General features: G+C 64.2%; 22 protein-coding genes. 8 read left to right on the plus strand and 14 right to left on the minus strand.

The features are described 5' to 3' along the window. The first annotated feature begins 24 nt into the window (after positions 1 to 24). On the plus strand, positions 25 to 1179 hold the full coding sequence (locus tag FJ434_RS07500) for an efflux RND transporter periplasmic adaptor subunit (RefSeq protein WP_140745292.1): 1155 nt from the start codon (positions 25 to 27) through the stop codon (positions 1177 to 1179). Further along, a complete protein-coding gene (locus FJ434_RS07505; protein WP_140745290.1) occupies positions 1176 to 4307 on the plus strand; it encodes an efflux RND transporter permease subunit in 3132 nt (1043 codons plus the stop codon). The genes FJ434_RS07500 and FJ434_RS07505 overlap by 4 nt, the downstream gene beginning before the upstream one ends. 6 nt (positions 4308 to 4313) lie before the next feature. Here the strand turns inward: FJ434_RS07505 and FJ434_RS07510 are convergent, their stop codons facing one another. The 6 genes from FJ434_RS07510 to FJ434_RS07535 all read right to left on the minus strand — a co-directional run bounded on the left by FJ434_RS07510 (position 4314) and on the right by FJ434_RS07535 (position 10201). Next, positions 4314 to 4724: a GtrA family protein gene (locus tag FJ434_RS07510; protein ID WP_027142966.1), complete on the minus strand. Its 411-nt coding sequence runs from the start codon at positions 4722 to 4724 to the stop codon at positions 4314 to 4316. Further along, a complete protein-coding gene (locus FJ434_RS07515) occupies positions 4721 to 5539 on the minus strand; it encodes a ChbG/HpnK family deacetylase (RefSeq protein ID WP_140745288.1) in 819 nt (272 codons plus the stop codon). Before FJ434_RS07515 ends, FJ434_RS07510 begins: the two co-directional genes overlap by 4 nt. Then, positions 5536 to 6519 (minus strand): glycosyltransferase family 2 protein, encoded by a 984-nt coding sequence (locus FJ434_RS07520; RefSeq protein ID WP_140504316.1) that lies wholly within the window; start codon positions 6517 to 6519, stop codon positions 5536 to 5538. The genes FJ434_RS07515 and FJ434_RS07520 overlap by 4 nt, the downstream gene beginning before the upstream one ends. Continuing rightward, a complete protein-coding gene (locus tag FJ434_RS07525; protein ID WP_140745286.1) occupies positions 6512 to 7678 on the minus strand; it encodes a glycosyltransferase family 87 protein in 1167 nt (388 codons plus the stop codon). Before FJ434_RS07525 ends, FJ434_RS07520 begins: the two co-directional genes overlap by 8 nt. A 186-nt stretch (positions 7679 to 7864) precedes the next feature. After that, positions 7865 to 8902: a zinc-binding dehydrogenase gene (locus tag FJ434_RS07530; protein ID WP_140745284.1), complete on the minus strand. Its 1038-nt coding sequence runs from the start codon at positions 8900 to 8902 to the stop codon at positions 7865 to 7867. Between the two features lie 57 nt (positions 8903 to 8959). Further along, positions 8960 to 10201 (minus strand): acyl-CoA dehydrogenase family protein, encoded by a 1242-nt coding sequence (locus FJ434_RS07535; RefSeq protein WP_140745281.1) that lies wholly within the window; start codon positions 10199 to 10201, stop codon positions 8960 to 8962. Between the two features lie 117 nt (positions 10202 to 10318). Between FJ434_RS07535 and FJ434_RS07540 the strand changes: the two genes are divergently transcribed. The 5 genes from FJ434_RS07540 (at position 10319) to FJ434_RS07560 (ending at position 13895) form a co-directional block, all read left to right on the plus strand. Then, positions 10319 to 11134 carry an SDR family oxidoreductase gene (locus FJ434_RS07540; RefSeq protein WP_140745279.1) on the plus strand — a complete coding sequence of 272 codons (816 nt, stop codon included), beginning with the start codon at positions 10319 to 10321 and terminating at the stop codon, positions 11132 to 11134. A 40-nt stretch (positions 11135 to 11174) separates the two neighbouring features. Further along, entirely contained in the window at positions 11175 to 11660 is a 486-nt protein-coding gene (locus tag FJ434_RS07545) for a MaoC family dehydratase (RefSeq protein WP_281405562.1), read from the plus strand. Further along, on the plus strand, positions 11657 to 12691 hold the full coding sequence (locus FJ434_RS07550; RefSeq protein ID WP_140745277.1) for a phosphotransferase: 1035 nt from the start codon (positions 11657 to 11659) through the stop codon (positions 12689 to 12691). Before FJ434_RS07545 ends, FJ434_RS07550 begins: the two co-directional genes overlap by 4 nt. Before the next feature lie 118 nt (positions 12692 to 12809). Further along, positions 12810 to 13454: a TetR/AcrR family transcriptional regulator gene (locus tag FJ434_RS07555; RefSeq protein WP_140504329.1), complete on the plus strand. Its 645-nt coding sequence runs from the start codon at positions 12810 to 12812 to the stop codon at positions 13452 to 13454. A 189-nt stretch (positions 13455 to 13643) separates the two neighbouring features. Beyond that, positions 13644 to 13895: a DUF680 domain-containing protein gene (locus FJ434_RS07560; protein ID WP_140745275.1), complete on the plus strand. Its 252-nt coding sequence runs from the start codon at positions 13644 to 13646 to the stop codon at positions 13893 to 13895. Positions 13896 to 13939: 44 nt separating this feature from the next. On the opposite strand, the gene FJ434_RS07565 is transcribed toward FJ434_RS07560, so the two are convergent. From FJ434_RS07565 to FJ434_RS07600, 8 genes are all read right to left on the minus strand, one after another. Then, a complete protein-coding gene (locus FJ434_RS07565; protein WP_140504333.1) occupies positions 13940 to 14989 on the minus strand; it encodes a Gfo/Idh/MocA family oxidoreductase in 1050 nt (349 codons plus the stop codon). Beyond that, positions 14989 to 15774, minus strand: a complete 786-nt coding sequence (locus FJ434_RS07570; protein ID WP_140504335.1) for a ThuA domain-containing protein — start codon at positions 15772 to 15774, stop codon at positions 14989 to 14991. The genes FJ434_RS07565 and FJ434_RS07570 overlap by 1 nt, the downstream gene beginning before the upstream one ends. Before the next feature lie 76 nt (positions 15775 to 15850). Further along, positions 15851 to 16075, minus strand: a complete 225-nt coding sequence (locus FJ434_RS07575) for a hypothetical protein (protein WP_140711970.1) — start codon at positions 16073 to 16075, stop codon at positions 15851 to 15853. Positions 16076 to 16134: 59 nt separating this feature from the next. Beyond that, the gene (locus FJ434_RS07580) at positions 16135 to 16716 is read right to left on the minus strand and encodes a sarcosine oxidase subunit gamma (protein WP_140711972.1); all 582 of its coding nucleotides are present in this window, start codon (positions 16714 to 16716) and stop codon (positions 16135 to 16137) included. Continuing rightward, entirely contained in the window at positions 16709 to 19702 is a 2994-nt protein-coding gene (locus FJ434_RS07585) for a sarcosine oxidase subunit alpha (protein WP_140745273.1), read from the minus strand. Before FJ434_RS07585 ends, FJ434_RS07580 begins: the two co-directional genes overlap by 8 nt. Then, positions 19699 to 20010, minus strand: a complete 312-nt coding sequence (locus tag FJ434_RS07590; RefSeq protein WP_140711976.1) for a sarcosine oxidase subunit delta — start codon at positions 20008 to 20010, stop codon at positions 19699 to 19701. Before FJ434_RS07590 ends, FJ434_RS07585 begins: the two co-directional genes overlap by 4 nt. An 11-nt stretch (positions 20011 to 20021) precedes the next feature. Further along, positions 20022 to 20444, minus strand: a complete 423-nt coding sequence (locus FJ434_RS07595; protein WP_140745607.1) for a hypothetical protein — start codon at positions 20442 to 20444, stop codon at positions 20022 to 20024. A gap of 2 nt (positions 20445 to 20446) precedes the next feature. Next, complete coding sequence (locus FJ434_RS07600; RefSeq protein ID WP_140745270.1) at positions 20447 to 21700, minus strand: sarcosine oxidase subunit beta; 1254 nt, start codon at positions 21698 to 21700, stop codon at positions 20447 to 20449. A gap of 213 nt (positions 21701 to 21913) precedes the next feature. Between FJ434_RS07600 and FJ434_RS07605 the strand changes: the two genes are divergently transcribed. After that, on the plus strand, positions 21914 to 22285 hold the full coding sequence (locus FJ434_RS07605) for a DUF2568 domain-containing protein (RefSeq protein ID WP_246672606.1): 372 nt from the start codon (positions 21914 to 21916) through the stop codon (positions 22283 to 22285). Positions 22286 to 22361 lie beyond the last annotated feature (76 nt).

Consider the following 22361-nt stretch of genomic DNA (forward strand, 5'->3'; position numbering starts at 1 on the left):
ACGATTGTTGCCGCTGGAGTATCGATGTCGAGCTGGAAACAGATTGTCCTTGCATTTGTGATCGTGGTCGCCGCCGCGGCTGCGTGGGCGCGTTTCTACCCCGGCGCTCCCGAAGTGCTGTCACGCTGGGGGATGGACTGGGCGTATGGCGCGACGCCTCCAGCAAAGGACACCGCAGCGGCTGGCGCCCGGCAGACGGGGCGCACCCGGATTGCCACGATCGTCGCGTCGCCAGCCAGCATGGCCACGATCAACGACCGCCTGCAGGCGATCGGCACCGGCCGTGCCAACGCCTCGGTGACCGTCAATCCCTATAGTTCCGGCCGCCTTGCCGAACTGCTGGTCGAATCCGGCAGCCATGTCGATAAGGGGCAGATCATCGCCTCGCTCGATCCCGACACGGAGATCATCGCCCAGAATCGGGCCAAGCTCGCTTTGCAGGATGCCCAGTCCAAGCTCGACCGCGTCAAGTCGTTGCGTGCCTCAAACGCCGCGACGCCGGTCGCGGTCGCCGATGCCGAAGTGGTGCTGGCCGGCGCCAAGCTGGCGCTTCAGGATGCCGAGCTTGCGCTGCAGCGCCGCTCGATCCTGGCGCCGATCGCCGGTACGGTCGGCATCCTGCCGATCTCGGCCGGCAACTATGTGAGCAACCAGTCGGCGATCGCCACGCTTGACGACCGCTCCTCGATCCTGGTCGATTTCCAGGTGCCCGAGCGCTTCGCGGCCGCTGTCAAGGTCGGCGCGCAATTGACGGCGACGCCGATCGCCAATCCGAGCAAGGCCTATACCGGGACGGTGTCGGCGATCGACAACCACATCGATGAAAAGAGCCGCACCCTACTGGTCAAGGCCAAGATCGCCAACCCGGCCGATTCGCTGCGCGCCGGCATGTCGTTCTCCATCACCATGAAATTCCCCGGCGAGACCTATCCGGCCGTCAGCCCGCTGGCGATCCTGTGGGGATCGGAGGGCGCCTATGTCTGGCAGATCGAGGACGGCAAGGCCAGGCGGTTGCCGGTTCGCATCATCCAGCGCAACACCGAAACCGTATTGATCGACGCGAAGATCGACGGCGGCGACATGGTGGTCACCGAAGGCACCCAAAATGTCAGCGAAGGCGGCGAGGTTCGCATCGCCGGCCAGGACCAGCGCGCCGCCAATGCCGCGGAAGGCTCATGACCGGCCCCGCCAACGCCTCCAGCGACACCGGCTTCACCGCGCTGTTCATCCGCAGGCCGGTCATGGCCTTCGTGCTGAACACCCTTATTGCCGTTGCCGGCCTCGCTGCCTTCTACGGTGTCGAGATCCGCGAATTGCCCGACGTCGATCGTGCCGTCGTCACGGTCTCCACCACCTTCGAAGGGGCCGCTGCCGAAACCGTCGACCGCGAATTGACCGACACGATCGAGGGCGCAGTCGCCCGCGTCTCCGGCGTCAAGTCGATCTCGTCTTCGTCCTCCTTCGGCTCGAGCCGTGTCACCATCGAGTTCAACGACGGAGTCGATCTCAACGTCGCCGCCTCGGACGTGCGTGACGCGGTCGGCCGCGTCGCCAACCAGATGCCGGACACGGCCGATCCGCCGCGCATCGTCAAGGCCGACGCCAATTCCGACGCGGTGATGCGGCTGGCGGTGACCTCCGACACCATGTCGATCCAGGACATGACGGTGGTGGTCCAGGACCAGATCGAGGACGAACTGGCCGCCGTGCCCGGTGTCGCCGACGTCCAGGTCTATGGCGACCGCGACAAGATCTTCCGCATCGATGTCGACCAGAACAAGCTGGCCAGCCTTGGCTTCACGGTCGCCGACCTCAGGGCGGCGCTTGCCTCCGTCGCCTTCGATTCCCCGGCCGGGTCGATCACCACGACAAACCAGGACCTGATCGTCCGCACCACGGCCGACGTAACGACGCCTGAGGAATTCGAGAACATCATCATTGGCGGCACGACGCGCATCCGCGATGTCGCGACCGTCACGCTCGGCCCCGATGTCGGCCAGACGGCGCTGCGTTCGGACGGCAAGACGGGCATCGGCATCGGCATCATCCGGCAGGCGGAATCCAACACGCTGGACATTTCGACCGGCGTCCAGGCCGCCGTCGCCAAGCTGCAGGAGAACCTGCCCAGGGGCATGTCGATCAAGATCACCAGCGACGACGCTGTCTTCGTCAAGGGTGCGGTGCACGAGGTCGAGATAGCGCTTGGCCTGTCGGTCACCATGGTGCTGATCGTGATTTATGTCTTCCTGCTCGACTGGCGCGCCACGCTCATCCCGGGCCTATCGATGCCGGTCGCCATGATCGGCACCATAGCCGCCATCTATCTGGCCGGCTTCTCCGTCAACATCCTGACGCTGCTTGCTTTGGTGCTGGCCACCGGCCTTGTCGTCGATGACGCCATCGTGGTGCTTGAAAACATCGTGCGACGGCGCAACGAAGGCATGGGCCCGCGCGCGGCCGCCGTGCTCGGTGCACAGGAAGTGTTCTTCGCCGTCGTCGCCACGACGCTGACTCTGGTCGCCGTCTTCGTGCCGATCTCGTTCCTGCCGGGCCAGACCGGCGGCCTGTTCCGCGAATTCGGCTTCGTGCTTGCGATGTCGGTGCTTCTGTCCTGCGTGGTGGCACTGACGCTTTGTCCAATGCTTGCCTCACGCATGCTGACCAGCGCGTCCCTCCACCACGAAGGCGGCCACGGCATTGGCGCGCGCATCGGCGGCGTCCTGAATGCCGGCTACAAGCGCGCCCTCCATGCATGCCTCGACGCACCGTGGATCGTGGTTCTGGTCGCGGTGCTGTTTGCCGGCATCGCGTTTGCGCTGTTCGGCACCATCCGCCAGGAGCTGACGCCAACCGAGGACCGCGCCGCCGTGCTGTTGCGCATCAACGCCCCGCAAGGCGTCAGCCTCGACTATACGACGCAGCAGATGCAGAGAATCGAGCGCCTGATCCAGCCCATGCGCGATTCCGGCGAGATCCGCTCGACCTTCGAAAACGCCGGCCAGAACGGCTCCTACAACTCCGGTTTCATGGTGATGACGCTGGCGCCGTGGGACGAGCGCAGCCGCAGCCAGCAGGAGATCATGGCCGAGATCAGCCAGTTGACCAGGCAGGTGCCCAGCGTGCGCATCTTCCCGGTCCAGCCCAACAGCCTCGGCATCCGCGGCGCAGGCAATGGCCTGCAATTCGCGCTGGTCGGCAACGACCGCAAAGCGCTTAGCGACGCGGCGGTCAAGATCATCGCCGAGATGCAGAAGGATCAGCGTTTCCAGACGCCGCGCCTGTCGATCGACCCGACGCAGCCGCAGCTCGCCGTGGCCATCGACCGCGAGCGCGCTTCCGATCTCGGCATCGACATCACCGGGCTCGCCAACACCATGCAAGCCATGCTCGACGGCAACGACGTCGTCGATGTTTACGTCGCCGACCGTAGCTATGGCGTGAAGCTGGTCTCGACCACCAACCCGATCAACGACCCGACCGATCTGGAAAATGTCTTCCTCAAGACGGCGGATGGCCGCTTCGTGCCGATGTCGACCATCGCCACGCTGACCGAGCGCGCCGTGCCGCCGTCGCTCTCGCGCGAACAGCAGCAGCCTTCGGTGGCGATTACCTCGAATCTCTCGGGCAATTTCGCGCTTGGCGATGCGCTGACACGCGCGCAGGAGATCGCCGCGCCGCTTCTGCCGCCCGGCAGCCGCATCCTGCCGCTGGCCGAAGCCGCGACTTTGGGCGAAACCAATAGCGCAATGGTCACCATCTTCGGCTTCGCGCTGGTCATCATCCTCTTGGTGCTGGCCGCCCAGTTCGAGAGTTTCGTCAGCGCCGTCATCATCATGGCGACGGTGCCGCTCGGCCTTGCCTGCGCCATTTTCGCCTTGCTGCTCTCGGGCACCAGCCTCAACGCCTACAGCCAGATCGGCCTGGTGCTTCTGGTCGGCGTCATGGCCAAGAACGGCATCCTGATCGTCGAATTCGCAAACCAGCTGCGTGATCGGGGCCGCGGCGTGCGCGAAGCGATCGAGCAGGCTTCCACCATTCGCCTGCGGCCGGTGATGATGACGATGATCTGCACAATTCTCGGCGGTGTGCCGCTTGTGCTGGCCGCCGGCGCGGGCGCCGAGGCGCGCGTGGCGCTTGGCTGGGTCATCGTCGGCGGGCTTGGCTTGGCGACCGTCTCGACGCTGTTCCTGACACCGGTCGCCTATCTCCTGCTTGGCCGTTTCGTCACCCCGAAGACCCACGAGGAAGCACGGCTGAAGCGCGAACTCGAGGAAGCCGCCTACACCAATGTGGAACCAGCGCAATAGAGATAGCTATTTCAGCAGCCGGCCTTCGATCGACCAGCGGGCGGCAAGGAAGTTCAACACAGCCGCCACGATGACGCCGCCGATCTTTGCCGGCCACACACCGGTGATACCGGCGAAGAGTGCGATCGACAGGCTGGAAACGCCGAGCGAAATCAACGCCCCAGCCGTGACGAACCGCAGGAAGGCGTCATGCAGCCGGATGGCGTGATTGCGCTCGAACGACCAGAAGCCATTCGCCACGAAAGAGAAGATCACGGCGATCGACCACGAGACGACATTGGCGGACAGCGGCGGGACATGCAGCTTGAGCAGCAGGGAGAAGCCGGCAAGATCGATGGCCGTGTTCGCCAGTCCGACAAGCGCAAAACGGACGATCTTGCTGCCGGTCGAACGCTGGGGCTGTTTGCCGCCGCTCATCCCATGCCGTCCATGATCTCGACACCGGCGCGGGCCAGGCGCGCGCCGAACGCGTCCGAGGCCAGAACCCCAAGTTCCACTTCGCGCACGCTTTGCATCGGATCGCGCGCGCACAGTGTTTCGTCGACATGGCCGGGGTGGCACATGAACAATCCATGGTCCGGCAGCGCTTCGACCGCAGCCTCCAGCAATGGGGCAAATTTTCCGGGTTGCCGCCAGTCATAGATGCCGGCGAGCGGCTTCCAAACGGCAAAGCCGGCGCGCTGCATCGATTGGTTGAAGCCGGCGGCCACGGCAGCGATTGCCACGATCTTCGGTGCGACGGCGGCATCACCCAGCGCGGGAGCGCCGCGCAACACCGGCCTGCCCGCAGCTTCACGAAAATTCGCCCGCAGCCAGCCGCGCACGACGGGCAGGAAATGCACGTGCTGATGTCCGTCGATGAAGTCGGGCTTGCGGCCCAGCGCCTCGACGAAATGACTATATTGCGCGCCGAGTTCGGCATGGATGTCGCGCTCATCGATCCGGCTGCGGAAGACCGGCAGGGCCAGCGAACGAAGCGGCGGCAGCCGGCCCTCAGGCGCCAGGCTCGATTTGCCCGTGACGGCTGGCTGGTCCGTAAGGGTCAGGTGCAGTCCGATCGCCGCGTGACCGCACAGTGGCCTTATACGCGCCGCCGCCCCAGCCCATTCCGGAAAACCGGTCATGCAGCTGGTGCCGGTCAGGCGTCGCCGGTCGAGCAGGTCGAGAATCCCGGCGCAAACCCCTGGCGCCAGGCCGTAGTCATCGGCGATCAGGCGAATGCGCCGCGTCATCCGCGGGACGCGCCCGCGGCGCCGTCTGAAACGTCGCTGCGCACGACATCGCGCACGATATACACCGGACGGTCCTTGCTCTCCGACAGCGTGACCCAGACATATTCGCCGATCAGGCCAAGGAGGGTGAGGTTGAGGCCACCGAACAGGACGACGGCGACCATCAGACTGGGATAGCCAGGCACTGCAATGCCGTAGAACATCACTTCGAAAAACACCTTGGCGCCGTAAACGACGCCCGCCAGCGCCGCCAGCATGCCGCTCAGACTGATGATGCGCAGCGGGATGACGGAAAACGACGTAAAGCCTTCCAGCGAAAAGGCGATCAGGTTGAGCCGGCTCCATTTCGATGTGCCGATGGCACGATTTTCCGGCGAATAGGGTATGGCTTTCTGGCGGAAGCCGGCCCAGGCGAACAGGCCCTTGTTGAAGCGCCGCTTGTCGCGCAAGCTTGTCAGCGCGCGCGCCACGGTACCGCGCATGACGCGAAAGTCTCCCGCATTCTCGGGGATATCGAAACGCTGGCTGCTGTTGATCAGGCTATAGAACAGCTTCGCCAGCTGGCTGCGCCGCCAACTGGCCTCGCGCCGGTCGTTCTGGGCGTAGACGACGTCGATATCGTGGTGTTCCACCAACTCGGCAATCATCTGCAGGCTGACATCCATGGAATGCTGAAGGTCGGAATCCATGATCAGCACCATGTCGCCGCGCGAATGGTCGAGGCCGGCGAGCACCGCGACCTCCTTGCCGAAATTACGGCTGAGCCGCACGACCTCCCAGGAACCCGACAGCGCCAGCGAAAACCGCTCGGCGCCATCGTCGCGACTGCCATCGTCGATCAGGATCTTATGGACGGCCATGCCGAAACGGCTTGATACCGCTTCCTCGAGCCTCTCGAGCAGCCCGGCAAAGGCCGACGCCGACTGCGCCTCATTGAAGAAGGGCGCTACGATATCGAGTTTCTGCCGCAACTCAGCCATGTGCGACGGGTCCGACATTCACCGCCTTGTCGCGCGCCTTGGTCCAGAACCACCAGATCAGCGAACAGGCGATGAAGGTGACCGCGAGCGGCCGGAACCAAGGGTAGAAGAAAATATGCATGTGGCGCTCGACGCTGGTCAAACCTGAGAGGAACAATACCGTCGACAGCACCGAAGCCAAGACGCCACCACGCTCCTCCCGCCACAGTGTGGCGATAGCGAGACCGGCAGGCACGGCGATCATGGCATAGGTATTTGGCTCGACGCGCGGATTGAAGACGCACATGTAGAAGGCGGCCGTCAGGAAGATCGCCAGTCCGGCCATCCCGGGCTGGAGCTTGCGGTCGAACCAGAGGACGATCGATAGCGTAAGCAGTGCCACGACGACGCGCACGATCGTGGCGGCGAATTCAGGCATGGGCACTCCTGCCGAGGTGAAAGGCGCCGTGAAGTCGGTAGGGACAAAGTGGCCGGACTGGTCGACGGCCATCGAGGTCAGCATGCGGGCGAAATCACCGTACTGCGCGTTGAGATAGCCGGCAGGTGCGAAGGCATACGGTATGGCGAGCACGAACAGCACCGCCAGCACGAGCACGGGTATCAGCCGCAGGCGCAGGGCTCCCACCAGCAAAAGCATGATGATCGCGGTCGGTTTGGCAATGATGGCGACCGAAGCCCAGAAGAAGGTCTCGGCGCGCCGCCCTTCGAGCGCCGACAGGGTCAGGAGCCAGCAGGCGCCGGTCAAGAGGATCGTCGCCTGGCCGTTGCGGATCGCACCCAGCGCCATCGGCAGGGCAAGGAAGAGCCCGAAGGAAAGCAGCCACGGTAATTCCCCGCCGCCGATTTTGCGCACTTGCCGCATCGCCGCGAAGGTGAGCGCCGCGAAGCCCACCGCATGCCACACCACGCCGCCCAGATACGGTCCAAGCTTCAGCACCGGAATGTAGAGTGCGGCAAAGGCCGGCGCGTAGAGATAGCCCATCTCCGACTGGAGATTGTACAGCGGCTGGCCGCCGAGGAATGCCTCGCTGCCATATCCGTAGGCCTGCATCACCGTGCGCGTGTGGGGCGACCATAGCACCAGGCCGAGAACGACCAGGAACGCCCCGACCCACATGCCCAGCCCCAAACGGTCGAAAACCGGCTTGGAAATCGTCATCAACACACCCCGCACGCCATCGCGGACGACGCCTCGGCCTGGCGTCGTCCCGGCATTCGATGGCGGCGGCATATCACGGACAAAGCGACCAGGCATAGGGGGGCTCAATGGCGCAAGCTACGATCCGGCCGTTCCGACAGCGCCGGACACGTGATTGTGTCGGGCGTCGAGAGCAAGGTCACCACTTTAAGGCCGGATGAACACCTTGCCGTTAGGCTTGGCCAGTTCCGCCGGCACGCGTGCCATTGCCTCGGCCAGCGGAATGACCGCCGTCACGTCGGTCGACCAGCGTCCATCGGAAAAACGCTTCTGCGCCTCGAGGATCGCCGGACCACGTCGATCCCTGGATTGCCGCATCCATTCGCTCAGCCAGAAGCCCTCGATGTGCTTGTGCTGGAAGATCAGTTGGCCGGGTTCGCGGATGACCGTGGCCTCGGGATCGAGCCGGCCATAGATGATCCAGCGCGCCCGTTTCGGCATTGCATTGAAGATGGCTGAAGCCAGCGGGCCCGTGACAGCATCGAGGAAGATGCGCGGCTGTTCGGCCTTCATCACCTCGCGCAGCGTGACCTCGAAATCCGGCGCCTTCTCGTTGAGGACATGCGCCGCGCCAAGCTCTTTAAGCATGGCGATCTGCTCGTCGCGGCGCACGGTGACAACAGGCCGGAACCCTTCCTCGCTGGCAAGGCCGATGATCAGCTTGCAGAGCTGGCTGGCGCCGGCGGTCATGACGAAGGCCTTCTCGCCTTCCTGTTTGACGATGTCGAACATGGCGATCGCGGTCAGCGGGTTGACGATCATCGCGGCGCCGTCCTCGTCGCGCACCGTATCGAGCAGCGGAATGCAGGCCGCCGCCTCGGCGACGGCATATTCGGCCCACGAGCCCCAATTGCTGAGACCAGTGGCGAAAGCGACACGCTTGCCGACGAGGCTTTTGGGATAGGGCTCCTCGCCACCCGCGACGACCGTGCCGACGCCCTCGAAGCCGGCCGGCTGACCCTTGGCGCGCGGCTGGCCATACTGGCCCTTGATGAAGGCGACATCCGACGGATTGATCGAAGCCAGGCGGACCTTGATCAGCACCTGGCTCGGTCCGGGCACAGGCACGGCGATGCTGCCCGGCTCGAGATAGGGCTCCATCGCCTCGAGCGCACTGCCGCTCGGCGTCCTGGTATAGCCGTCACCGACCAAGAGCAGCGCCTTCATTTCGGAGGGTATGGTCATCACTGACACTCCTTGGTTGCCGCAGGCAAACCGGTATATGGCCAGCCGAACTGCCGCTCAGAGCTTCTCCTGCGTGTATTTCTTCAACTCCGTACGCGCCACCTGGCGGCGATGGACTGCGTCAGGCCCGTCGGCGAGGCGCAGCGTCCTCAGATGCGTCCACGAGCGCGCCAGTGGCGTATCCTGGCTGATGCCCTGAGCGCCGAACATCTGCACCGCCTCGTCGGTGACCTTGAGCGCCACGCGTGGCGCGACGACCTTGATCTGGCTGATCCAGGGAGCGGCGGCCCGCGCGTCTCCCTGGTCGATCATCCATGCCGCCTTGAGGCAGAGCAGGCGGGCCATCTCGATCTCCATGCGGCATTCGGCGATGATGTCGAAATTGGCGCCAAGCTTCGCCAGCTTTTGGCCGAAGGCCTCGCGGCGCACGGAACGCTGGCACAGCGTCGCCAGCGCCATCTCGGCCTGGCCGATGGCGCGCATGCAGTGGTGGATGCGGCCGGGGCCGAGCCGGCCTTGCGCGATCTCGAAGCCCCTGCCCTCGCCGAGGATCAGGTTCGACGCTGATATTAGCACATTGTCGAAGCGAAGATGCATGTGGCCATGCGGCGCATCATCGTCGCCATAGACCTGCATGGCGCGGACCTTGGTCACGCCCTTTGTGGCCGAGGGTACCAGGATCATCGAATGGCGGCGGTGCTGCGGCTCGTCATCGCCGCCGGTCCGCACCATGACGATGTAGATGGCGCAGCGCGGATCGCCGGCGCCCGACGCCCACCATTTCTCGCCGTTGAGCACGTAGTCGCCGCCCTGCCGCTCGCAGCGCATGGAAATGTTGGTGGCGTCGGAGGAGGCGACATCCGGCTCCGTCATCAGATAGGCCGAGCGGATTTTTCCGTCCAGCAACGGTTCGAGCCATTCCCGTTTGTGCTCGGCCGAGCCGTAGCGTTCCAGAACCTCCATATTGCCGGTGTCCGGTGCCGAGCAGTTGAATGTTTCGGCGCCGAGATGCGCCTTGCCCATCTCTTCGGCCAGATAGGCGTATTCGACAGTGGACAGGCCGTAGCCACGTTCCGAGCCGGTCAACCAGAAGTTCCACAGGCCGCGCTCCCGTGCGGTCTTCTTCAGCCCTTCGAGGATCTCGCTCTGGCGTTTGCTGTAGACCCAGCGGTCGCCGGCCTTGCCGACTTCGCCCAGGAACTCCTTGTCGAGCGGCATGATCTCGTCGCGCACCATGGCCGCGACGCGTGCGTGGATCGGCTTCAGCCGCTCGGTCATGCCGAGATTCATCTGCGTCATCGGTCGCTAACCCTTCATGCAGGCCGGGCATTTTATCCGTGGCAAGGATGACCGTACTTCGGATAGCCTTGTCAACGCGAACTGTTTTGCCCGCGGGCGAAGGCGCGGAGAATTTGGATGAGCTATCTGGATGAGCTGTTTTCGGTTGCCGGCAAGACCGCGCTGGTGACGGGAGCGGCGACCGGCATCGGCCGCATGGCGGCAACCGCGCTGGTCAAGGCCGGCGCTAGCGTCATGATCGCCTCGCGCAAGGGCGAGGACTGCATCAAGGTCGCCAGCGAGTTGAACGGACTTGGCGCCCCGGGCCGGGCGGAAGGCTTTGCCGCCGACATTTCCAGCGAGGTTGGCATTGCCGACCTGGTCGGTGAGGTCAAGGCACGGACCGAAAGACTGCATATTCTGGTCAACAATGCCGGCGTGTCCTGGGGCGCGCCGCTGGAGAGCTTTCCCTATCACGCCTGGGCCAAGGTGTTCGGCGTCAATGTCACCGCGGTCTTCCATCTGACACGCGAATTGCTGCCGCTGCTTGATGCTGCTGCAAGCGAAGCCGATCCGGCCCGGGTGATCAATCTGGGATCGGTGATGGGCACGCAGCCGCTGGCCGACGATGCCTATTCCTACACCGCCTCCAAGGCCGCCGTGCATCATCTGACACGCACGCTGGCGTTCGAATTCGCTGGCCGCCGCATCACCGTCAACGCCTTCGCACCAGGCCCATTCCAGAGCCGCATGACCGCATTCGCCACCGGCACGGACGAACAGGCCAGGCATGTCGGCGGCCATGTCCCGATCGGCCGCATCGGCACGCCGGATGACATTGCCGGCGCAACGCTCTATTTGTGCAGCCGTGCAGGCAGCTATGTGACCGGCGCCATCCTGCCGATCGACGGCGGGCAGTCGGTGCAGCATGGGTTGACCTTATTCAAGGAATGACATTTTCCGGCCGCAGAAGCCGGGAGTGAAACAGGAGGACATGAGCGTGGAACCGATCAGTCTCGATGTGCTTCTGGCCAGTGTCGGCAAGGAGGTCGGCGTTTCACCCTGGCGCGTGGTCACGCAACGCATGATCGATCAGTTCGCCGACGCCACCGACGATCACCAGTTCATCCACTGCGATCCGGAGCGGGCCAAGCGCGAAACGCCGTTCGGTGGCACCATCGCGCACGGCTTCCTGTCGCTGTCGCTGTTGTCGGCGATGACGTTCGAGACCATGCCGCCGCTGGAAAACGGCAAGATGGGCGTCAACCATGGCTTCGATTCGCTGCGCTTCCTGGCGCCGGTGAAGACTGGCGCGCGCATCCGCACCCATTTCGTGCTGGCCGACGTCAAGGTCAGGCCATCGGGCTGGGTGCAGACGGCGCATGACGTGACCATCGAGATCGAAGGTTCCAAAAAGCCGGCGCTGACCGCCCGCTGGCTGACGCTGACCTTACTTGAACGTCAGCCCGAGACGGTATGAGCGACCCGAACGCGCTCGACCAGGCGGCGCTTGCGCCTTACCTCGAGGCGCACATCCCGGGCTTTTCCGGGCTCGCGGCAATCGAAAAATTCAAATCCGGCCAATCCAACCCGACCTATCTCCTGACGGCGGCAAGCGGCCGTTACGTGCTGCGCGCCAAGCCGCCAGGCCAACTCTTGAAATCGGCGCACCAGGTCGACCGCGAATTCCGCGTGATGAAGGCGCTTTCCGGCACCGCCGTGCCAGTGCCCGAAATGCTGCACCTGTCGACCGAGGATTCGCCCATCGGCCGCATGTTCTACGTCATGGATTTCATCGACGGCCGCATCTTCTGGGATCCGGCACTGCCTGAGGCCCGCGACAACGATGAGCGCGCCGCGATGTACGATGCCATGAACGGCACGCTTGCGGCACTGCACGATGTCGATGTCGAGGCTGTGGGTCTCAGCGCTTTCGGCCGCCCCGGCAATTACTTCGAGCGGCAGCTGGCACGCTGGACCAGCCAGTACCGTGCCTCCGAAACCGGTACCATTGCCGACATGGACCAACTGATTACCTGGCTGGAGATGCATAAGCCGGCCGATGACGTCAGGGCCTCGCTTGTGCATGGCGACTATCGGCTGGACAATCTGATCTTCGCGCCGGACCAGCCGAGGGTACTGGCGGTACTCGACTGGGAATTGTCGACATCAGGCCACCCCTTCGCCGACATCGCCTATCAATGCATGCAATGGCGCCTGCCGCATGCATCCGGCTTTCGCGGCCTGGGCGGCATCGATCGCTCGGCACTCGGCCTGCCTTCCGAGGAAGACTATGTCGCCGCCTATTGCCGGCGACGTGGGCTGACCGGCATCGGCAATTGGACATTCTTCCTCGCCTTCTCCTTCTTCCGGCTGGCTGCAATCTGCCAGGGTGTCTACAAGCGGGCGCTCGACGGCAACGCTTCCAACCCGGAGAAGGCCAGAACCTATGGCGAGGCGGTGAAATTGCTCTCGCACCTCGCCGTCCAACTGATCAACAAGCAGGCGTAAGGGGAGACGGGATGGGTCGCTTCTGACGCCTGCCGCTTGGGAACCCGCGGCGCCCTTGTTCGTTTCCGTACAGCGTATATAATTTAGCCAAGGCACCAACCAGACAAGGGCAACGGACTTGCCGCTGAGCCTCCAGAAACGCCGCGAGAAACAAAAGGCCGAACTGCGCTCGGAGCTTGTCGCGGCCGCACACAAGCTCGTCCAGGAAGAAGGCTATGAAGGCCTGACCATCCGCAAGCTGGCCAAGCGGGTCGGCTACGCGCCGATGTCGGTCTATTCCTACTTCGCCGACAAGCAGGACATCCTCTTCGCGCTGGCCGAGGACGCGTTTGAAACGCTCGCCCGGCGCATCGAGGAGCACCCGTCCGACGATCCGATCGAGGCCTTGCAGGCGGTGATGACCGAATATGCCGCCTTCGGGCTCGGCAATCCCAACGAATACCGCACTGTCTTCATGACCGAAAAGACCAAGCTGCCGGAAGGCAGGAGCTACGAGGACATGGAGGAAGGCAACCCGGCGATGAAGGTGCTGATCAGCAGGGTCGAGGCCTGCGTCGCCGCCGGCAAATTGCGTGGCGATCCGCGCGCCATCGCCACCATGCTGTGGGCGGTCGGCCATGGCACGATCTCGCTGCTGATCACATTCCCCTTCTATCCCTTCGGCGACGCGCAGGCTTTCGTGAAGCGGATGTGCGATTTCACCCTTGCCACGCTCAGCACGCAAGATGTGCCGCCGTTGACCGAAACACCGGTCAACTGCTGAGCGCGACCTCTTCGTTTCTCCAGATTTCCTCACCGCCTCTCCCAGCCAGAATGGGGCGGATTTCTTGGTTAACAAAAAGTCTACCGTACGTGTACAATTTCTCTTGAACTTCGCGATCGACGGACGTATTTGTACAAAGCAACGTACATGTACGGAACAAATTCACCTCGTCGAACACGGAGACTGACCATGAAAAAGACACTCCTCACCCTCACCGCCGTCCTGGCGCTTTCGGGTTCGGCCTTTGCCGCCAACAACACCCCCCACGCGGTCAAGCATTCGACTGCAGCGACCTGCGTCGACACCAAGACCAATGTGAAGCTCGATTGCACTTCGACCGGATCGGTCGACAAGAAGGCTTCCACGGAAGCCACAACCGACGGCAAGGGTCCTAGGCTCGGGATCACGGTGAACCCGTGGATCATGCCGAGCGCCTACTGAGATCTTCCGAAAGTCTGGCCGGCTCAGCCGGCCAGATGGTGATTTCAGGCGATCGAGACCGGCAGCTTGGCCGCTGAACTTTCGAAGGCCGCGTCGATCAGCTTCTGCATGTCGGCGGCGCGCCGGAACGACGGATCGCCGTTCCGTCCCGTGTCCAGCGCATCGGCGAAGCGCCGGGCATTGTGCTTGACGTCAGGCGGCGTCAGCATCCGCCAACGGTGCTGATCGACGTCGTCACCCAGGCAGGCCGACAGCCGCGAAACCTTGCCGTCGGTCTCGACCTTGATCGCGCCCTTGGTGCCGTGCAGGGCCAGCGACAAATCATTGCCATGGCCCGTCGTGTAGCGGCTGGCCATGATCGTGGCCAGCGCGCCTGAGCTGAGCCGCGCCGTTACCGCCAAACTGTCATTGACGTCGAGCACATAGTCACCGATGCGGTCGCCCTCCGCCTTCGGAAACGTCACCAGATCGGCATGCAGCGAGACGATATCCTGGGCCGCGCCATAGGTCGCGAAGTCGAGGATATGGATGCCGACATCGCCCAGAACACCCGTCGAACCGTGCCGGCTCGACAGGCGCCACAGCCATTTGTCGTCGACCCGCCAGTCACCCCAGAACTTGCTGACCAGCCAGCTTTGCCGGTAGTTCGCCTCGACATGGCGCAGCTCGCCGATCTCGCCGGCCTCCACCATGCGCCGCGCCTCGTGGATCACCGGCGTGTTACGATAGGTCAGGTTGACCATGTTGACGAGCCCGGCCGCCTCGGCGGCTTCGCTCATCGCAAGCGCATCGGCATGGTTCGGCGCCAGTGGCTTCTCGCAGAACACATGTTTCCCGGCGGCCAGCAGGGCGAGCGTCGTCGCCTTGTGGACCTGGTCCGGCGTCGCGTTGATGGCGGCATCGAACTCGCCCCAAGCGATCGCAGCTTCGAGGCTTTCGAAGAAATTGCCTATTTTGTTGGCGGCGGCGAACGCCGCCGCGCGGCCCGGCAGATGATCGACGCAAGCGACGATGGTACAGCTCGGAACCTGACCGAACTCCTCGATATGATGTGCCGCGATCCAGCCGGTGCCGAGCAAAAGCAGGCGATGCATCAGCTCAGCCCCCTCTCACCGTCGGCATGCAGACGCAGGCCTTTCTGGACGATCTTCTCCTTGGCCTTGTCCGTCGGCACATTCGGCGCGTTGGTGATGCCGGACCATGCCGGGGCGGGGTTGTGCGCCCAGTGCACGGCGTTGCGCAGCACCTGCTGCACGCCTTCATTGTGATAGATCGGATAGGTCTCGTGGCCCGGTGAGAAATAGAAGATTTTTCCCGCTCCCCGCTGATAGGTCAGGCCGGAGCGGAACACCTCGCCGCCCTCGTACCAGGAGATAAACACCGTCTCCAGCGGCTCCGGCACCGCGAACGGCTCGCCATACATTTCCGTCTCGCCGATCTCCAGGCATTCGCCGATGCCTTGCGCGATCGGGTGGCCGCGATTGATCGCCCAGACACGCTCGCGCTCGCCCGCCTCGCGCCATTTCAGCGAACAGGGCGTGCCCATCAGCCGCTTGAAAATCTTCGAGTAGTGGCCGGAATGAAGCACGATCAGCCCCATGCCTTCCCAGACCCGCTTCTGGACGCGCTCGACGATCTCGTCCTTGACCTCGCCATGGGCGGCATGGCCCCACCATAGAAGCACGTCGGTGGCCGCCAGGCGCGTGTCGCTCAGGCCGTGCTCGGGTTCCTGCAAGGTGGCGGTGGTCGCTTCGATCCGCTTGTCCTGGTTGAGCGCGGCGGCGATGGTACCGTGCATGCCCAAGGGATAGAGGACGCGCACGGCGGCATTGGTCTGTTCATGGACGTTCTCGCCCCAGACAACGGCTTTAACAGGCATTTTTCCTCTCCAAAGCGCTTTGAGTACCGCATCCGATGAGGTCTTGGAAAGATGTCGTCGATCAAAATTTGTGAAATCAGGGCTTGCGGGCCTTGCGGCCAGGGACTGTCTTGGCCTTGCCAGGCTTGGCCGGTGCGCCGGGAATGGACGACCCCGTAATCGACACGGGATCGCTGGCTGGAAATGTGTCCTCGAGGCCTTCCTCGAGTTCATCTTCGGCGTCGGCCTCGTGATGCCGCTCATGTTCAAGCGAACGGACCGCCGCGGTTTTCGGCGATTTCGGCGCGGACCTCGACGGCATCGGCAGTTCTCCCTCGATTTGTCGCCGCACAACGGACGCGGGCGGCAAACGTTCCGGGGTCAGCCGGCGGCGTCGCGGGCTCCCTCGGACAGGAAAGTAAAGACATAGTCCGAGAAAGAACGCCAGCACTCGACCCTGAAGGCCTCGTCGGCCGTGCGCAACAGCACGATCTCGGCCTTGCCCAAAATGGTGCGCGAAGCGGCGCCCACCGGGAAGGCGTCGAGCGACAGATCCTGCGGGCAGCCCGAATTGATCGCGGCTTCCGCCGCCGGGCCGGTGACGGAAATCGCGATGTTGCGATGCGAGATGCCGACCGACGAGTGCAAGGTTGAAACCTTCGCGCAATCGGCGAGCGGGTCCTTGCCGGCCTCGTCGATGACAAGCCACTCGTCCGGCCCAAGCCACAGCGCCGTACGGCCGCTCTTCGACGCCGAGGTTTTCGGCTGCTTCGGCAGGGTCACACCGAGCGCCTTCGACAGAGCGGCGACCGAAGCTTCCGGCGCGCGCAGCGAAATGCGCAGGGCCGGCGGCAGCACTTCGACCTTGACACCCGTTGCGGAGACAGTGCGCCCGGCCAATGCCGGACGCCGCTCCGCCGAGGGCGAAGCCGTCGCGGCCGTCTTTGCAGCAGCTTTAGCCATTGAGGCGCCCTCCCGTCTCGTCGAAGAACACCATGCCGGCAACCTCCACTTCAATCACCCCGTCCGGCATCGGCACGTAGAGCGTGTCGCCCATCCGGTCACGCCCGCCGGCGACCAGCGCCAGGGCGATGGAACGGCCGCAATTCTGCGACCAGTAGCTCGAGGTAACGTGGCCGATCATCTTCATCGGGATTGCCTGCTTCGGGTCCTCGACGATCTGCGCGCCTTCTTCCAGCACCACCTTGGGGTCCTTGGTCTTCAAGCCGACCAGTTGCTTGCGGCCCTTGGCGACCAGGTCCGGCCGCGCCATGCCCCTGATGCCGACGAAGTCGGCCTTCTTCTTGCCGACCGCCCAGTCGAGGCCGGCGTCGTTTGGCGTCACCGTGCCGTCCGTATCCTGGCCGACGATGATGTAGCCCTTCTCGGCGCGCAGCACGTGCATCGCCTCGGTGCCGTAAGCGGTGGCGCCATGCTTCTGGCCCTCGGCCCACAACGCTTCCCAGACGGCCTGGCCATAGTCGGCCGGGACATTGATTTCAAAACCGCGCTCGCCGGTGAACGACATGCGGAACAGCCGTGTCGGCACGCCACAGATCTTGCCTTCGCGCACCGACATATGCGGCAGCGCTTCATCAGACATATCGATGCCTTCGACCAGCGGCGCGATGATGTCGCGGGATTTCGGACCCTGCACGGCAATGACCGCCCACTGCTCGGTGATCGAGGTCAGCCAGACATTGAGATGCGGGAACTCGGTCTGGAGGTAATCCTCCATGTGGTTCATGACGCGCGGCGCGCCGCCCGTCGTCGTCGTGACATGGAAGCGGTCCGGCGCCAGCCTGCCCACGACACCGTCATCATAGATGAAGCCATCCTCGCGCAGCATGATGCCATAGCGGCAGCGGCCTGGCTCCAGCTTCTCCCACGGATTGGTGTAGAGCAGTTCCATGAACTTGGCCGCGTCCGGGCCGACCACTTCGATCTTGCCCAGCGTCGAGGCATCGAACAGGCCGGCTTGATTGCGGACCCCAACGCATTCGCGGTCGACCGACGCATGCATGTCCTCGCCGGCTTTCGGGAAATACCAGGCGCGCTTCCACTGGCCGACATCCTCGAACACCGCGCCTTGCGCCTCGGCCCACGGATGGATCGCGGTTCTGCGTGTCGGGTCGAACAGCGGCCCACGCGCATGGCTGACAATCGCGCCGAAGGTGACAGGCGTGTAGGGCGCGCGGAACGTGGTCAGGCCGACCTCCGGGATCGGCTTGCCCAGCGTTTCGGCGGCAATCGCCAGGCCGTGCATATTGGAGGTCTTGCCCTGGTCGGTCGCCATGCCGTTGGTGGTGAAGCGCTTGACATGCTCGATCGAGCGCATGCCTTCATGCACCGCCTGGCGGATGTCCTTGGCGGTCACGTCGTTCTGGAAATCGACGAAGGCTTTAACCGTCGTGTCCGGTCCGGCGCCGGGCGCCGCACCCAGCATGCCGCGCGACCAGCTCTCCGAGGCGTCCACCTTCGGTTTGGTCTCCTTGGCGGCTTTCGCGCCGGCATCCTTGGCCGCCTTGGCGCCCGCCGCATAGGCCTCGTCGACCGTCGCCGCCAGTCCGTCGGTGCCGTTGCAGGCGCCGACCGAGACGCAGTCCTGCGCGTAGGTGCCGGGCACGAACCGCTTGGCCTCGTCGTTGAAGGCGACCTTGCCGCGCGACTGCGAGAACAGATGCACCGACGGTGTCCAGCCGGCCGACATCAGGATCGCATCGACCGGAATTGTGCGTTCGCCGCCGCCATTCTTCGGCTGCACCGTCATCGACGACACCCGCAACTTGCCGCCGGCGCGGATCACAGCACGGCCGAAATTGATCTCGATGCCGAGCGCCCTCGCCTCGTCGATCACCGGGCCGGTCGGGTTGTCGCGCAAATCGACGATCGCCGCCACGTTGACGCCGGCCTTCTTCAGGTCGATCGCGGCGCCGTAGGCCGAGTCATTGGCGGTGTAGACACCGACATTTTTTCCGACCGCGACACCATAATGGTTGAGGAAGGTGCGCGCCGCGCCCGCCAGCATGACGCCTGGCCGGTCGTTATTGGCGAACACCATGTGGCGCTCGATGGCGCCGGAGGCCAGCACCACGCGCTTGGCGCGGACCTGCCATAGCCGTTCGCGCGGCAGGTCGTGGCCGGGGGCCTTCAGGTGATCGCTGACGCGCTCGACCAGGCCGACGAAATTCTGCGCGTAATAGCCGAACGCCGTGGTGCGCGGCAGCACGCGGACATTGTCCATCGCACCCAGCCTGGCGATCGCCGCTTGCGCCCAGGCAAAGCCGTCCTTGCCGTCGATCTTCGCGCCAGACTCGAAGCGCAGGCTGCCGCCGAACTCGGCCTGCTCGTCGGCCAGGATGACGCGCACGCCGGTCTCCGCCGCGGCAAGCGCCGCCGCGATGCCAGCCGCGCCGCCGCCCAGCACCAGCACGTCGCAATGGGCGTAGCGCGAGGAATAATGGTCGGGATCCGGCCTGTCGGGCGAAACGCCGAGGCCGGCGGCTTCGCGGATCTTGGGTTCGTAAAGGCTCTTCCAGGCCGCCTTCGGCCACATGAAGGTCTTGTAGTAGAAACCGGCCGAGAACAGCGGTGATGCCAAATCGTTGACCGCGCCGACGTCGAAGGATAGCGACGGCCAGCGGTTCTGCGAATTGGCGGCAAGCCCGTCATAGAGTTCCTGTACGGTGGCGCGCACGTTGGGCGTCTTGCGCGCGTCATCACGCACGATCTGCACCAGGGCGTTGGGCTCTTCCGCGCCGGCCGAGAGGATGCCGCGCGGGCGGTGGTACTTGAACGAACGGCCGACCAGATGCACGCCGTTGGCAAGCAGCGCCGACGCCAATGTGTCGCCCTCGATGCCGGCATAGGACTGGCCATCGAAGCTGAAGCGGGCGGTCTTGGCCTGGCTGAGGCGTCCGGCGCCGGGAATGCGCAACGCGCCGCTCATTTGGCAAGCCCTTCGTTGGAGTTTTTGGGCAGCTTGGAAGGTTTCGGCTCGCCGGCCTTGTAGGTCATGACGAACTTGTCGGTGACGGTGTCGCGCACCGCGTTGAAGAAGCGCGCGCAACCATGCATGTGCCGCCAGCGCTCATAAATGATGCCCTTGGGATTCGAGCGGATGAAAAAGAACTTCTCGAAGTCGTCGTCGCTCTCGCCGGCCATGTTGGCCGAGCGCGCGATATGCGCCTCGCCGGCGTTGCGGAACTCGAGTTCCGGGCGCTCTTCCTCGCAATAGGGGCAGCGGATGAGAAGCATCGTGTTTGTTCCTACAATTCGCCGTGGCCGACGCGCGCGCCGGAGGGTTGGTCGCAAAGCTTCTGGCCCATGGTCATGAATGGAGCGACGAGTCGCAGCCGCTCCTCGACGCTCGTCGCCGCACTGAAGAGATCGCGGTTGGCCATGTTGCCGAGCGTCAGCTGCATGGGATCCGTCGTAACGATGACGCCACGCGGTTGGAAATCCTCGTCCTCATCCAGCCCATGCGGCCTGCCCTCATAGAACATCACCACTTTCTGGCCGACGCTCCAGACGCAGGCGAGCATTCCCTCGTCGACCGAAAACGGCCAGCCGGTCTCGTTTCCGGCACGGCTGATCGGCTGCAGCCGCACCTCCTGCGCCGTCGGAACATGGAACATGCCCTGTTCCCCCGCCAGCATCAGCGGCATCGCGACAGCGATCTCAGTCATCATCATCAGTGCGCCACCGCTGCGGCCGCCGCCTCGTCGATGAGGCGACCGGTGCGGAAGCGTTCGATGGTGAAAGGCGCGTTGATCGGATGCGGATCGTCCCTGGCGATGGTGTGGGCAAAGACATGGCCCGAGCCCGGTGTGGCCTTGAAGCCGCCCGTGCCCCAGCCGCAATTGACGTAGAGGCCGGGCACCGGCGTCTTGGCCAGGATCGGCGAGCGGTCGGGCGTCACGTCGACGATGCCGCCCCACGAACGCAGCATCTTCATGCGCGTGAAGATCGGGAACATCTCGCAGATGGCGTCCAGCGTATGCTGAAGAATGTGAAGTCCGCCGGTCTGCGAATAGGAGACATACTGGTCGGTGCCGGCGCCGATCACCAGTTCGCCCTTGTCGGACTGCGAGATATAGGCGTGCACCGTGTTCGACATCACAACGCAAGGCACAACCGGCTTGACCGGCTCCGACACCAGCGCCTGCAGCGGATAGCTCTCCAGCGGCATGCGCACGCCGGCCATGTTCATGATGACCGAGGAATGGCCGGCCGCGACGACGCCGACCTTCTTGGCGCCGATGAAACCGCGCGTCGTATCGACGCCTGTGACCGCGCCGTTGGCAGCCCGCTTGACGCCGGTGACCTCGCAGTTCTGGATGATGTGGACGCCGCGCGCCGAAGCGCCGCGCGCATAGCCCCAGGCGACCGCGTCATGGCGCGCCGTGCCGCCGCGGCGCTGCAGGGCAGCCCCGACGACCGGATAGCGCGCGTCTTTCGAGGTATTGAGCGGCGGACAGAATTCCTTGGCCTGCTCCGGCGTCAGCCATTCATTGTCGATGCCGTTCAGCCGGTTGGCATGGACATGGCGCTTCAGCACCTGGATGTCGTGCACATTGTGGGCGAGCATCATGACGCCGCGCGCCGAATACATGACGTTGTAGTTGAGCTCCTGGGAGAGCCCGTCCCACAGCTTCAGCGCATGGTCGTAAATCCCTGCGCTCTCGTCATAGAGATAGTTGGATCGGATGATGGTGGTGTTGCGGCCGGTATTGCCGCCGCCCAGCCAGCCCTTTTCCAGCACCGCGACATTGGTGATGCCGTGCACGGTGGCGAGATAATAGGCGGTGGCCAATCCATGACCGCCGGCGCCGACGATGATGACGTCGTATTCCTTCCTGGGCTCCGGCGAGGACCATTGTTCCTCCCAGCCCTTGTGGCCGCGCATGGCCTCGCGGGCGATGGCGAATACAGAGTATTTCTTCACGGTCCAGCCTCGCGCCAAAAGGTCTCGCGGAGTGCAGCCGGGTCTTCCTTCGGCCCAGCGCGCGAGGTGTATCACTAGCGAAACAGCGCTGCCATCCTTGCGCTGTTTGCGACGGCGCTTGCCGTTTTGCGCCGCGCTGAAAAAGAGGTATCCGGTCTGGCCCCGATGATTGCCTTCAGTCACACTTCCCGGCGTCGGGGATTCGGAGGATGGATGGTGGGCAACGCTTGGTGGAATCTCACATTGCGCTTCCTGCTGGAGCTGGCAGCCTTGCTTGGCCTCGGCATGGCAGGCTGGAGCCTTTTCGAGGGCTGGTGGCACTGGGTCCTGGCCCTTGCCTTGCCACTCATCGCTGCAGCGTTGTGGGGGATTTTTGCCGTGCCCGGCGATCCGAGCCGTTCAGGGAGTGCACCGGTACAGGTGCCCGGCGCTGTCAGGCTGGCGCTGGAATTCGTCGTCATGTTCGGCGGCGCGGCCGGTTTCCATGTGGCAGGCCATGCCGCCACGGGCACCATCATGGCCGTGCTGATCGTCATCAGCTACGTGTTCTCGCTGGACCGATTGGCTTGGCTGCTCCGGCAATAGTTGGTGCGAGCCTCTGCGGTTTTCGGGTGGCTGCTGTCCTGCCGATTTGCGACGAAGCATCCGATCGCCGGCAAAG

It is taken from the genome of Mesorhizobium sp. B2-5-13 (assembly GCF_006440535.1).
Classification (GTDB): domain Bacteria; phylum Pseudomonadota; class Alphaproteobacteria; order Rhizobiales; family Rhizobiaceae; genus Mesorhizobium; species Mesorhizobium salmacidum.

Coding starts and splice junctions, on each gene's coding strand:
- FJ434_RS07500 (WP_140745292.1), top strand. CDS start 25: ATGTCGAGCTGGAAACAGATTGTCCTTGCATTTGTGATCGTGGTCGCC.
- FJ434_RS07505 (WP_140745290.1), top strand. CDS start 1,176: ATGACCGGCCCCGCCAACGCCTCCAGCGACACCGGCTTCACCGCGCTG.
- FJ434_RS07510 (WP_027142966.1), bottom strand. CDS start 4,724: ATGAGCGGCGGCAAACAGCCCCAGCGTTCGACCGGCAGCAAGATCGTC.
- FJ434_RS07515 (WP_140745288.1), bottom strand. CDS start 5,539: ATGACGCGGCGCATTCGCCTGATCGCCGATGACTACGGCCTGGCGCCA.
- FJ434_RS07520 (WP_140504316.1), bottom strand. CDS start 6,519: ATGGCTGAGTTGCGGCAGAAACTCGATATCGTAGCGCCCTTCTTCAAT.
- FJ434_RS07525 (WP_140745286.1), bottom strand. CDS start 7,678: ATGACGATTTCCAAGCCGGTTTTCGACCGTTTGGGGCTGGGCATGTGG.
- FJ434_RS07530 (WP_140745284.1), bottom strand. CDS start 8,902: ATGACCATACCCTCCGAAATGAAGGCGCTGCTCTTGGTCGGTGACGGC.
- FJ434_RS07535 (WP_140745281.1), bottom strand. CDS start 10,201: ATGACGCAGATGAATCTCGGCATGACCGAGCGGCTGAAGCCGATCCAC.
- FJ434_RS07540 (WP_140745279.1), top strand. CDS start 10,319: ATGAGCTATCTGGATGAGCTGTTTTCGGTTGCCGGCAAGACCGCGCTG.
- FJ434_RS07545 (WP_281405562.1), top strand. CDS start 11,175: ATGAGCGTGGAACCGATCAGTCTCGATGTGCTTCTGGCCAGTGTCGGC.
- FJ434_RS07550 (WP_140745277.1), top strand. CDS start 11,657: ATGAGCGACCCGAACGCGCTCGACCAGGCGGCGCTTGCGCCTTACCTC.
- FJ434_RS07560 (WP_140745275.1), top strand. CDS start 13,644: ATGAAAAAGACACTCCTCACCCTCACCGCCGTCCTGGCGCTTTCGGGT.
- FJ434_RS07565 (WP_140504333.1), bottom strand. CDS start 14,989: ATGCATCGCCTGCTTTTGCTCGGCACCGGCTGGATCGCGGCACATCAT.
- FJ434_RS07570 (WP_140504335.1), bottom strand. CDS start 15,774: ATGCCTGTTAAAGCCGTTGTCTGGGGCGAGAACGTCCATGAACAGACC.
- FJ434_RS07575 (WP_140711970.1), bottom strand. CDS start 16,075: ATGCCGTCGAGGTCCGCGCCGAAATCGCCGAAAACCGCGGCGGTCCGT.
- FJ434_RS07580 (WP_140711972.1), bottom strand. CDS start 16,716: ATGGCTAAAGCTGCTGCAAAGACGGCCGCGACGGCTTCGCCCTCGGCG.
- FJ434_RS07585 (WP_140745273.1), bottom strand. CDS start 19,702: ATGAGCGGCGCGTTGCGCATTCCCGGCGCCGGACGCCTCAGCCAGGCC.
- FJ434_RS07590 (WP_140711976.1), bottom strand. CDS start 20,010: ATGCTTCTCATCCGCTGCCCCTATTGCGAGGAAGAGCGCCCGGAACTC.
- FJ434_RS07595 (WP_140745607.1), bottom strand. CDS start 20,444: ATGATGACTGAGATCGCTGTCGCGATGCCGCTGATGCTGGCGGGGGAA.
- FJ434_RS07605 (WP_246672606.1), top strand. CDS start 21,914: ATGGTGGGCAACGCTTGGTGGAATCTCACATTGCGCTTCCTGCTGGAG.